General features: G+C 66.2%; 9 protein-coding genes, 1 tRNA gene and 1 CRISPR repeat array. Of the genes, 8 read left to right on the plus strand and 2 right to left on the minus strand.

All coding sequences use genetic code 11. From position 1 onward, the window contains the following. Positions 1-26 precede the first annotated feature (26 nt). Complete coding sequence (locus ASG29_RS14210; protein ID WP_055985152.1) at positions 27-1,436, plus strand: surface lipoprotein assembly modifier; 1,410 nt, start codon at positions 27-29, stop codon at positions 1,434-1,436. 340 nt (positions 1,437-1,776) lie between these two features. Here ASG29_RS14210 and ASG29_RS14215 read toward each other — a convergent pair whose 3' ends face one another. Continuing rightward, positions 1,777-2,664: a PhzF family phenazine biosynthesis protein gene (locus ASG29_RS14215; RefSeq protein WP_235532918.1), complete on the minus strand. Its 888-nt coding sequence runs from the start codon at positions 2,662-2,664 to the stop codon at positions 1,777-1,779. Between the two features lie 141 nt (positions 2,665-2,805). Between ASG29_RS14215 and ASG29_RS14220 the strand changes: the two genes are divergently transcribed. From ASG29_RS14220 to purQ, 3 genes are all read left to right on the plus strand, one after another. After that, positions 2,806-3,252 (plus strand): Lrp/AsnC family transcriptional regulator, encoded by a 447-nt coding sequence (locus ASG29_RS14220; RefSeq protein ID WP_055985159.1) that lies wholly within the window; start codon positions 2,806-2,808, stop codon positions 3,250-3,252. A gap of 293 nt (positions 3,253-3,545) precedes the next feature. Beyond that, entirely contained in the window at positions 3,546-3,773 is a 228-nt protein-coding gene (purS, locus tag ASG29_RS14225; RefSeq protein WP_055985162.1) for a phosphoribosylformylglycinamidine synthase subunit PurS, read from the plus strand. A 1-nt stretch (position 3,774) separates the two neighbouring features. Continuing rightward, on the plus strand, positions 3,775-4,443 hold the full coding sequence (gene purQ / locus ASG29_RS14230; protein ID WP_055985165.1) for a phosphoribosylformylglycinamidine synthase subunit PurQ: 669 nt from the start codon (positions 3,775-3,777) through the stop codon (positions 4,441-4,443). Between the two features lie 188 nt (positions 4,444-4,631). Here purQ and ASG29_RS14235 read toward each other — a convergent pair whose 3' ends face one another. Further along, positions 4,632-5,366, minus strand: a complete 735-nt coding sequence (locus ASG29_RS14235; RefSeq protein WP_055985169.1) for a queuosine precursor transporter — start codon at positions 5,364-5,366, stop codon at positions 4,632-4,634. Positions 5,367-5,424: 58 nt separating this feature from the next. Between ASG29_RS14235 and ASG29_RS14240 the strand changes: the two genes are divergently transcribed. The 4 genes from ASG29_RS14240 to cas2 all read left to right on the plus strand — a co-directional run bounded on the left by ASG29_RS14240 (position 5,425) and on the right by cas2 (position 10,394). Beyond that, positions 5,425-5,501, plus strand: a tRNA-Arg gene (locus tag ASG29_RS14240). Between the two features lie 388 nt (positions 5,502-5,889). Further along, entirely contained in the window at positions 5,890-9,069 is a 3,180-nt protein-coding gene (gene cas9 / locus ASG29_RS14245) for a type II CRISPR RNA-guided endonuclease Cas9 (RefSeq protein WP_055985172.1), read from the plus strand. Between the two features lie 48 nt (positions 9,070-9,117). After that, positions 9,118-10,056 carry a type II CRISPR-associated endonuclease Cas1 gene (gene cas1, locus ASG29_RS14250; protein WP_055985175.1) on the plus strand — a complete coding sequence of 313 codons (939 nt, stop codon included), beginning with the start codon at positions 9,118-9,120 and terminating at the stop codon, positions 10,054-10,056. Next, positions 10,053-10,394: a CRISPR-associated endonuclease Cas2 gene (cas2, locus tag ASG29_RS14255; protein WP_055985178.1), complete on the plus strand. Its 342-nt coding sequence runs from the start codon at positions 10,053-10,055 to the stop codon at positions 10,392-10,394. The genes cas1 and cas2 overlap by 4 nt, the downstream gene beginning before the upstream one ends. Before the next feature lie 72 nt (positions 10,395-10,466). Next, positions 10,467-11,888: a CRISPR direct-repeat array (repeat unit 36 nt; unit sequence GGCCTAGCAGTTCAGAAATCGCAGGCCAACAGCAAC). Positions 11,889-11,953: the final 65 nt, after the last annotated feature.

An 11,953-nucleotide genomic window follows, 5' to 3' on the forward strand; every position in this document is an offset into this window, starting at 1 on the left:
GTTTCCCCACCACGCAAGGGTCCGCGATGTCGCGTTTCCTGTTCGTCGCGGCCCTCCTGGCCGGGCTGGCCGCCACCCCGGCGGCGGCAGGCCCCGGCCCGGTGGCGGCAGGGACGCCCGCGCCTGCCGCTGCGACCGTCGCAGCGGACGCGGGCACGCCCTGTCCCGCCGCGCCGTGCCAGCTGCGCTTCACCCCGCCGCAATTGCTGTCCGCGATCGAGCGGCTGGTGGTCGAGCGCCGCTATGCCGAGGCGCGCGGCCTGATCGCCGTCCTGCGGCTGGCCCCCGGCTTCGCGCTGCAAACCCGCTTCCTGACCGGCTACATGGCGGCGCAGGAGGGCGATCACGCCGCCGCGGCGGGGGCGTACAAGGCGATCCTGGCCGACGATCCCGGCCAGACGCGCGTCCGGCTGGAACTGGGCCGCGCCATGCTCGCGCTGGGCCAGGCCGCCGCCGCCGACCGTCAGCTCCGGCTGGCGCAGCAGAGCCGCGAACTCGATCCCGACCTCGCCCGCCTGGTGCGCGGCGCGCGCCAGGTGATCCGCTCCAGCCGCGCCTTCCGCGCGGACGTCAGCATCGGCCTGGCGCCCGATTCCAACATCAACAACGCCACCGACGCGCGCACCGTCAACGTCCGCCTCGGCGATGTCGAACTGCCGCTGTCGCTGAACGAGGATGCGCGCGCGCGCTCGGGCACCGGTGTCACCGCGGTCGGCGCGATGGCGGGACGCCTGCCCGTCGCCGCGGACCTGTTCCTGCTCGGCAACCTCGATGCCAGCGGCACGAACTATCCCGGCCGCCGCTTCGACGACTATCTGGTGCAGGGCGCGCTGGGCGGCGACGTGCAGCTGTCCAACAGCGTCAGCGCCTCCTTACAGGCGGTGGCGGCGCAGCGCTGGTTCGGCGGCGCGATCGCCAGCCGCCAGCTGGGCATGCGCGGCGGCGCGCAGGTCGCGCTCGACGACGTGCGCCGGCTCGGCGTCCAGCTCGACGTCCGCCGCACGCGGTCCGATTTCGACCGCGGCTTCGGCGGGTGGCAGGGCGGGCTGTACGCCTCCTACGAAACCGGCCTGGGCCGGTCCGCGATCGCCGCGGCGCAGGCCTTCGTCCGCCGCGACTGGCTGAACGCCGATGCCTTGTCGAACGTGGAGGTCGGCGGCGGCGCGACGCTGGCGGGCGAACTGCCGTTCGGCATCAATTATTCCTTCGGCGGCACCGTCAGCCGCGCGCTGTTCGACGCGCCCCAGCCGATCTTCTCCGCCGATCCGCGCCGCGACTGGCGGCTGATCTCCCACGCCTCGCTGGGCTATCGCAAGATCCGCCTGTTCGGCTTCTCGCCGCAGGTCGCGTGGCAGGCGAGCCGGATCGACAGTTCGATCGGCTTCTACCGCGCGACGCGCAACCGCGTCACCCTGACGGTCGCGCGCTATTTCTGATCGCGACATTTCTGGCCGCGACGGGCCGCGCGATCCTGCCGACCCTCGCTCTTCCCGCCCCGGGATCGAAGCGTCGCCGCGAAGCCTTCGACGTCGCCCTGCCCGACCGGCGCAGGAAGCCCGGACCCGGGCGTCGCCGCCACGATGCCTGCCGGGCGGCCTTCGCCGGTTCCGCCTCGCCTGGCTCGCCGTTCCCGCCGTGATCGACACACCGGTGTGCCCCGATGGACGCGCTCGGCATTCGCGACTGGGATGGTCGAATAGGAAAGACGGATAGGCGGTAACGAAGGGTGAAGCGGCCATTCCGGACTATGGTGTCTCGCCGCGATCGGTCGGCCGATTATCGGCCGTCCCGTTGATCCAACATGGGATAAGCCATCCCCGATACTCGGATGCTCTCGCCCGCGACGTCGGTGATGTCGGCGACCAGCTCGCAAGGTTGGCCCATATCCTCACCTTGGTAGATTTTGATCCTTCCACCGTGCGGCCATCTCACGTCGCGTAGAAGGCCTCCGAGCGCGGCAGCCGCAGCGCCCGTTGCCGGATCTTCATATACGCCTCCGATGGCGAATGGATTGCGAGCGTGAAAGACGGTCAGCGTCTCGGCATAGATGAAGCTGACCGTGCCGATCCCCTCGCGCCGCATGAACTCGCGGCCCGCGCCCAGGTCGTAATGCATGGCCTTCAGTGCGGCTCGGTCCTTCAAGGCAATTACCAAGTGATCCAGACCCGCATGGGCCACCGCCGGCGATAGTCTTGGATCAAGATCGTCCCCTACGTAGGAGAATAGGTCGAGCGCGGTTGCTACGATCTCTGACGATGCTGGCCGGCTCGATGTCGGCGGGGATTGAAGCGCCGCCCATGCCCCTTCCGCCGTCCGCCGCCCCTCTACGGTAATATGCGCGTTGTTGAGCGCCAGTTGGAAGATGCCGTCTTCATAACGATCTGCCAATGCCGCGCCGAGCGCCAGTGTGGCATGACCACAGAATTGCACCGCTGCCTCAGGAGAGTAATAGCGCACCCGAAACTCGTTGCCTTGTGACGCTGCAAATACCGTCTCGGAATATCCGACGTCTGCGGCGATAGCCTGCATCGATTCCACCGGCGGCAATACAGCGCCAATCACGACCCCGGCCGGATTCCCGCCGTGGTTCCCGATAGAGAAGGCGGCGTATCGCTGCACATCGATTGCCATGCCATCGGCGGGTGCGGTGGTTTGATTAGGCATCGTCTATGTCGTCACGTCCAAGATGCTCCCTGAAATATGGGGACATTCTAAAAACCTAAATTTGGAATGTATCATGCGAACGTAAGGCACAAGAAGCGTTTTTGCTTGATTTTGTTAGGCTCATTTGGTTGAGCGGCTTACATGCTCAAATCAGCCCTTGATAGCTTCGATCAATCGATCATCGACATTCTGCTCATCGATTCCCGCACGAGCCTCCGGGCGATCGGCGCCGAGATTGGGCTGACAGCGCCTGCCGTGCGGGACCGCATCCTCAGGATGGAGGACACCGGGATCATCGAAGGCTTCAGCGTCCGGCTGAACGCGAGGGCACTTGGCTTCATGCTGGAAGCGATATTGAACGTCGAACCTCTTCCGGGCAGGCTCAAGGAAGTTGAGCAGATTTTGCGGGACACCCCAGAAGTTTTGGAATGCTCCGTCGTCACAGGAAATGACTGCTTCGTCGCACGCTTCGTTCTGAAGGATGTGGGTGATCTGGATCGAATTCTTGAGCCTCTTCACAATGTAGCTCGCACCAAAACAAGCATTGTGCATCGCAAACCCATACCGTCGCGCCGCCCACCGTTTTAGTTTCCCGTTTGGGACATGAAGCGAGTATCCGTTCGCCCCAAGCATATTGGCGCACACCCCCTTTCCCGAAACCCGTTCCCGGATAATCCTTCCCGAAACGGTCGATCGGACGCGTGATATCGGGAGCCGGGACCGTCCGATCGTGGCCGACCGCCGCCATGACATGGCAGCACGATCGCCCGGACCGACGGACAGGCCGTCCGGCCGCCGCCGTCTCGATCGCCGCGACCATCCGGTCCGGCCGGAACCGACAATCCTTGCCCCCGCGCTCGCGCCGCGGCATAGGCGCGGGCATGAAATTGCGCATCCATGTGACGCTGAAACCCGGCGTGCTCGACCCGCAGGGCAAGGCGATCGAACATGCCCTGTCCGGCCTCGGCTTCTCGGGCGTGGAGGGGGCGCGCGTCGGCAAGCTGATCGAACTGGACGTCGCCGACACCGTCACCGACGACCAGGTCGACGCCATGTGCCGCCGGTTGCTGGCGAACACCGTGATCGAGAATTACCGGATCGAACGCTGAGATGAGGACCGCGGTCATCGTCTTCCCCGGCAGCAATTGCGACCGCGATCTGGCGGTGGCGTTGCGGGCGGTAACGGGCGTCGCGCCCGCGATGGTCTGGCATCGCGATACCGCCTTGCCCGACGGGACCGCGCTGGTCGCGGTGCCGGGCGGCTTCTCCTACGGCGACTACCTGCGTTCCGGCGCGATCGCGGCACGCTCCCCGATCATGCGCGCGATCGTGGAGCAGGCGGGCAAGGGCCTGCCGGTGCTGGGCGTGTGCAACGGTTTCCAGGTGTTGACGGAGGCGGGGCTCCTCCCCGGCGCGCTGATGCGCAACGCGGGCCTGGACTTCGTCTGCCGCGACGTCGCGCTGACGGTGGACGGCGCGCGTACGTCGTTCACGCGGCTCTATGCCGCGGGGGAACGGATCACGGTCCCCGTCGCGCACCACGACGGCAATTACGTCGCCGACGCCGCGACGCTCGACCGGCTGGAGGGGGAGGGCCGGGTCGCCTTCCGCTACGCCGAACCCGTCAACGGCAGCGCCCGGAACATCGCGGGCATCACGAACGATCGCGGCAACGTGCTGGGCATGATGCCGCATCCCGAACGCCGCGTCGAAGCCGCGCATGGCGGCACCGACGGCCGGCGGCTGTTCGAGGGGCTGCTGGAGGCGGTGGCGGCATAGGCGCCGGCCGCGCATGCGGCGACCGAAAGCCGCTGTCCTACATCGTCGGGTCGCGCTATATCGTTGATCCGTCGCTGTTTCTCATCCGCCACTCCGCAACCGACGCGCCGCAAGGGGCGGTCGCACCCGCCCGCCGCGTACATCGCGATCGACTCAACATTCGCAACATTCGCGCCCGCCGGCGGGCGTCAGACCTTGGCCCGGAACGGCGTGAAATCCGTTCCCCGGTCGTACACGTCCAGTCCCTCGGCGCGCTTCAGCCCCCCGACGACGACGTACGTCACCGGCGTCAGCAGCACCTCCCACGCCACTTTAAGCGCCCATTGCGTGAACAGCACCTTCACCACCAGCGCCCCCGTCCACCCGCTCGCGCCCCAGAAGGCGAGCGGATAGAAGATCAGGCTGTCCACTCCCTGCCCCGCCACGGTCGATCCGATCGTCCGCATCCACAGGTGCCGCCCCGCGGTCGCCACCTTCATCCGCGCCAGGACGTAGGCGTTGACGAACTCGCCCGCCCAGAAGGCGCAGATGCTGGCGAACACGATCCGCGGCACCTGCCCGAACACGGTCTCGTACGCCGCCTGGTTGGTCCAGTCCGCGGCGGGGGGCAGCGCCACGACGACCCACGCCATGAACGCCATGAACAATGTGGCGGCGGTCCCGACCCAGATCACGCGCCGCGCCCGGGCATAGCCATATACCTCGGTCAGCACGTCGCCGATGACGTAGCTGACCGGAAAGAACAGGATGCCCGCGCCGAACGGCCACAGCCCGACGCCCGGCAGGTCGATCACCGCGACCTTCCCCGCGCCCAGTACGTTGGACAGCAGCAGGATCGCGACGAACGCCGCCATCACGATGTCGTAATAGCGCAACGCCCCGCCCGTCAGCGCGCCCGCATCCGTCCGTGTCACATTCTCCATCGCCGCGGACTATGCTGACGGTTTCGCGCTTCCGCAATCCGCGCTAACCGCATCGCACGCGCCCGTAGCTCAGTTGGATAGAGCACGAGCCTTCTAAGCTTGTGGTCGCTGGTTCGAATCCAGCCGGGCGCGCCAATCCCCATAAACCCGTTTCGGTCGGAAAACGGTGCCGGCGATATTGACACCGACGGCGCGGCGGCGCAGATTGCGATTGTTCAGAAATCGCAGGCCGGCTGTTAACAAGCAGTTTGACTGCACCAAATAAGGGCGAGGCTGCGGCCTCGCCTTTTTGGTTTTCGGGCAATCAGGCGACAGTCCTTGCGGCGATCCGTCGACGCAGAAACCACCGCGTCATGTCGCCCGCACGATCCCACCGTTTCGGACCGAAGACGTCGCGCCGCAACGCATGGGGTATTGACCGGTCACCCGGCGTGCGTAGCCTTTGCGCCCGTGTGCCGGATGGTCCGGTGAACGGGTCGGGCATGGCGGACGCGACGCGGGTCGCCGGTGAAAAGGGGCGACGATGCGGCGGCTGGGTCTGGATATCGGCACGAACTCGATCGGATGGTGCCTGACACAGGGGCCGGGCGACGAGGCGGACGGGATCGTCGACATCGGCGTCCGCATCTTTTCCGACGGCCGCGATCCGCAATCCGGCACCTCGCTCGCGGTCGACCGGCGCGATGCGCGCGCGGCGCGGCGGCGGCGCGATCGCTATATCGGGCGGCGCTCCGCCTTTCTCGACACGCTGGTCGCGCACGGCCTGATGCCCGCCGACGCGGACGAGGCGAAACTGGTCGCCGCGCTCGATCCATACACCCTGCGCGCCCGCGCACTGGAAGCGCCGCTGACCCCGCACGAGATCGGCCGCGCGCTGTTCCACCTGAATCAGCGCCGCGGCTTCAAGTCGAATCGCAAGGCGGAGCGCAAGACTAACGATGCCGACGACGGGAAGATCGCCACCGCGGCCTACGCGCTGGACCGCGCGATGCTCGACGGCGGCTTCGACACGCTCGGCCAGTTCCTGAACGCGCAGGAGACGAAGCGCGTGCGGATGGACGGCGAGGCGCAGGGCTATGATTTCTATCCGCAACGCCGCCATGTCGAATACGAGTTCGACCGCATCTGGACCGAACAGGCGAAGCATCACCCTGCCCTGCTGACCGAGACGGCGCGGTATGCGCTGCACCGCATCCTGTTCTACCAGCGCCCGCTGAAGGCGCAGGTCGTCGGCAAATGCACCTTTGTCCATAGCGAGGATCGCCTGGCGAAGGCGCATCCCCTGTTCCAGCAGCGGCGGTTGTACGAGGAGGTGAATCAGCTCGAGGTGACGACCCCGGGCGAGGCGAACCGGAAACTGACCCTCGACGAACGCGACCGGCTGGTCCGCGAACTGTCGCACAAGAAGGCGATCGCGTTCACGTCGCTCGCCGCCAAGATCAAGCTGGAACCCGGCCAGAGCTTCAACAAGGCCAGCGAGACACGCACCCAGCTTGCCGGCGACGAAGTGCGCGCCGTGCTCGGCGACAAGAAACGCTTCGGCCCGGCATGGGAGCATTTCGACCGTGACCGGCAATGGACGATCGTCGAACGCCTGCTGGAGGAGGAGGACCCCGACGCGCTCCATGCCTTCCTGACGCAGGACTGCGGGCTGGACGACGAACACGCCGCCGCCACCGCGAAGACCTCGCTGCCGGAGGGCTACGGCCGGCTCGGCGCGACGGCGACGGCGCGCATCCTCGCCGAATTGCAGGCGGAGGTCATCACCTATGACGAGGCGGTGCGCCGCTGCGGCTGGCACCATTCGGACCATCGCACGGGCGAGATCCTGCCGCAGCTTCCCTATTATGGCGAATTGCTCACCCGCGACATCCCGCCCGGAACGCAGGATCCGAACGATCCGCCCGAGAAACGCTGGGGCCGGATCACGAACCCCACCGTCCATATCGGCCTGAACCAGGTGCGACAGCTGGTGAACGCGATCGTCGCGGTCCACGGCCGCCCCGACCAGATCGTCGTCGAACTGGCACGCGAGTTGAAGCTGAACGAAAAGGACAAGGAGGAACACAACCGCCGCATCCGCCGCGATACGGCCGCCGCGATCAAGCGGTCCGAGAAGCTGACGCAGGAAGGCTTCCCCGATACCGGCGCGAACCGGATGCTGCTGCGCCTGTGGGAGGATCTGAACCCCGCCAACCCGCTCGACCGCCGCTGCCCCTATTGCGGGGCCCCGATCGGGATGCGCGCGCTGTTCGCGGGCGAGGCCGACGTCGACCATATCATTCCCTATTCACGGTCGCTGGACGACAGCGCCGGCAACAAGGTCGTGGCGCACCGCTCCTGCAACCGCGCCAAGGGCAATCGCACGCCCTATGAAAAATGGAGCGACGATCCCGATCGCTGGGACGCGATCACGGCGCAGGTCGCGCGGCTGCACCGGTCGAAGCAATGGCGCTTCGGCCCCGACGCGATGGCGCGCGTGGAAAAGGACGGCGGCTTCCTCTCGCGCCAGCTGACCGACACGCAATATCTGTCGCGGCTGGCCGGGCGCTACCTGAGCAGCCTGTATCCGACGAAGGAGGAGGGCAGCGTGTACGTCATCCCGGGACGGATGACCGCGATGCTGCGCCGGTTGTGGGGCCTGAACGACATCCTGTCGGACCACAACATCGTGGAGAACAAGCACAGCAACGCGCCCAAGAACCGGCTGGATCACCGCCATCACGCGATCGACGCGGCGGTGGTGGCGGTGTCCACACGCAGCCTGATGCAGCGGATCGCACGGACCGCGGGACAGGCGGAGGACAGGAACCTCGACCGCCTGTTCGAGGGGCTCGATCCCCCCTGGCCCGGCTTCCGCGACCAGTTGCGCGATCGCCTGCTGGCGGTGACGGTCAGTCACAAGGCCGACCACGGCCGCACCGGGACGCCCGTGCCGGGCAAGGACGCGACCGCCGGGCGCCTGCATAACGACACCGCCTACGGCCTGACCGGGGAAACCTCGGCCAAGGGCCTGCCGATCGTCGTCCATCGCGTGCCGCTGACCAGCCTGAAGCCCGCGGATATCACCGATCCGGATCGGATTCCCGATCCCGTCCTGCGCGACGCGATCGAACGCGCGACCGCGGGGAAGATGGGGAAGGACTTCACCGATGCGCTGGCGAAATTCGGCAGGAGCGGTGCGCAGGAAACCGATCGGAAGGGGGAGCGGCTGTTCCGCGGCACGCGTCGCGTGCGCGTCCGCGAACCGCTCGGCGTCATCCCGATCGCCGACGCGTCGGGCCGGGTCTACAAGGCGTACAAGGGCGATTCCAATGCCCGCTTCGACGTCTGGCGATTGCCCGACGGCAAATGGGTGTCCGACATCGTGTCGATGTTCGACGCCCACCGCCCCGACCAGGGCGATCGGCGGCCGCATCCCGCGGCGAAGAAGGTGTTGAGCCTGCGGCAGAACGACATGATCGCGATCGAGCGCGACGGCGCGCCGCGGGAAATCGTGCGGGTCGTGAAATTCTCCACCATCGGGTCCGTCCAGCTCGCCGCCACGACGGAAGCGGGACCGCTGAAGGCCCGCGACGCCTCCCCGCCGGACGTCGATCCGTTCCGGTACATCAATTCCTCCGCGGGCGGGCTGAAGAAGATCAAGGCCCGCCAGGTGCGGATCGATCCATTAGGGCGCATTTTCGACCCCGGCCCGCGCTGACACCGCCCCTCCCCGTCCGTAGCATGGGCGGACGGGCGCGGAGGGACAGTGGAACGGATCGTCGACATCGCAACCGACGGGATGCACCTGTCGGCCTATCGCGGTTTCCTCATCGTGGCGAAGGAGCGCGAGGAGGTCGGCCGCATCGCCTTGGACGACGTCCATGCGGTGATCCTGCACGCGCATGGCTGTACGTGGACGGGCAACGTCGTCGCCGCGCTGGCCGAGCGCGGCAGTCCGATCGTTTTCTGCAACACCCACCACAGCCCCGTCGCCGTGACCCTGCCGATCGCGGGCTTCCACGCGCAGGGCGGCCGGATGCGCGCGCAATGGGATGCCGGCCGTCCGCTCGCGAAGCAATTGTGGCAACGGGTGGTGAAGGCGAAGATCGCGATGCAGGGCGCCCTGCTGGCGTTCCACGGCTCGCCTGCGGCGGGCGCGTTCGACCTGATCGGCCGGCGCGTCCGGTCCGGCGATCCCGACAATCTGGAGGCGCAGGCCGCGCGCCGCTACTGGCCCGCCCTGATGGGTCCCGCTTTCCGTCGCGATCGCGACGCGGCCGGGGCGAACGCGCTGCTGAATTACGGTTACGCCGTGATGCGCGCGACCGTCGCCCGCGCAATCGTGGCCGCGGGGCTGCATCCCACGATCGGGATCTTCCACGCCAACCGCGGCAACGCCTTCGCGCTGGCCGACGACCTGGTCGAACCGTTCCGCCCGCTGGTCGACGCGCTCGTCGTGTCGCTGGTGGGCCAGGGCGTCGACACGCTCGACCCGGCGATCAAGCGCCGCTTCGCGCGGCTGATCGCCTTCGACGTGCGGATCGGGGAGGAGATGTCGCCCGTGTCGGTCGCGGCGCAGCGGCTCGCCCAGTCGCTGGCGCGCAGCTTCGAACGATCGATTCCCGACCTCGCCCTGTTCGCCCCGCCCGCCCGCGCCGGCTGGGAAACCCTGACGCGCGCGCTCGACCCGTTCGAGGACGCATGAGCGATGACGCGCATCTCAGCGGCTATCGGCTGATGTGGATATTCGTCATGTTCGACCTGCCGGTCACGACGAAACAGCAATCGCGCGAGGCGACGCGGTTCCGCGAATTCCTGCTGGATCAGGGGTTCGAGATGAGCCAGTTCTCGGTCTACGCCCGCTTCTGCAACGGCCGCGAAAGCTACGATTCGCACCTCCGACGCATCGAGTATAATCTCCCCCAAAAAGGAGAAATCCACATCCTCACATTCACGGACAAACAATATGAGAATATCGTCCGCTTCTCCAGCCAGCGGCGAAAACGACCACGGAAGAATCCGGACCAGCTCGCGCTATTCTAACGCCAGCCACGAAATTCGCTGGACCGGATGCTATCGTTTCGGCCGTTTTCATAACGGCTTACGACAACATCCGGCCTAGCAGTTCAGAAATCGCAGGCCAACAGCAACGCAAGGTGTGGGTGGATGAGTGCTATATCCGGCCTAGCAGTTCAGAAATCGCAGGCCAACAGCAACGTGTCGCCTGTAGCCCACCAGCGCGCGAGGGGCCTAGCAGTTCAGAAATCGCAGGCCAACAGCAACAGGTCGAATTCGGGAGCGGGCGGCAGTCGCGGCCTAGCAGTTCAGAAATCGCAGGCCAACAGCAACAACGCGGGCGCGGACCCGGCGGAACAGCAGGGCCTAGCAGTTCAGAAATCGCAGGCCAACAGCAACCAAGTCCAGCACGGCGCGCGCGCGGCAACCGGCCTAGCAGTTCAGAAATCGCAGGCCAACAGCAACAGCGCGATGGGCGCGATCGCAACGGCGAGCGGCCTAGCAGTTCAGAAATCGCAGGCCAACAGCAACTTCAGGAAGCGGGTGGCCGCGCCGACGGCAGGCCTAGCAGTTCAGAAATCGCAGGCCAACAGCAACCACCGGCGCGTCGTCGCCAACGCCATCGACGGCCTAGCAGTTCAGAAATCGCAGGCCAACAGCAACTAGCCGCCCATGCGCCTTCGGATGCGTTCTGGCCTAGCAGTTCAGAAATCGCAGGCCAACAGCAACCCTTCGAATCGGTGGCGCTCATGCTCCCCGGGCCTAGCAGTTCAGAAATCGCAGGCCAACAGCAACTGAGCTATAGCAAATGTCAATTCAAAAGTAGGCCTAGCAGTTCAGAAATCGCAGGCCAACAGCAACAACCGCGACGATTACCGCGCGAGGTGGCGGGGCCTAGCAGTTCAGAAATCGCAGGCCAACAGCAACGGCTTTGACTACGACGCGGATGGGCTGGGCGGCCTAGCAGTTCAGAAATCGCAGGCCAACAGCAACCGCGTTAGGCTGTCCGCCGACGCCCGCAACGGCCTAGCAGTTCAGAAATCGCAGGCCAACAGCAACACGCCGGCAAACCGTTGGCATCGTTAAAGCGGCCTAGCAGTTCAGAAATCGCAGGCCAACAGCAACTCCCGATCCGCATCTTGCGTCCGTGGTCGAGGCCTAGCAGTTCAGAAATCGCAGGCCAACAGCAACAGAACCGGCAAGGCTGTCACGGGGAAGGTTGGCCTAGCAGTTCAGAAATCGCAGGCCAACAGCAACAAACGCTGGAACGCCATCGTCGCGGCCTCCGGCCTAGCAGTTCAGAAATCGCAGGCCAACAGCAACTTCTCGTCGACGGTCTTCGGATCGGGCGTCGGCCTAGCAGTTCAGAAATCGCAGGCCAACAGCAACTCACCCCGGCAGCGCCTGTCACCGCAACCTGGCCTAGCAGTTCAGAAATCGCAGGCCAACAGCAACGTCATCCCCAACGTGTTGCTCGTCGCCGGCGGCCTAGCAGTTCAGAAATCGCAGGCCAACAGCAACGATATTGACGTGCTCCCCAAAGCTCTACCAGTCATAACTGGAGTCCGGGGTTGGTATGGTGCCCC

Origin of the sequence: Sphingomonas sp. Leaf412, assembly GCF_001425405.1 — a bacterium.
Classification (GTDB): Bacteria; Pseudomonadota; Alphaproteobacteria; order Sphingomonadales; family Sphingomonadaceae; genus Sphingomonas.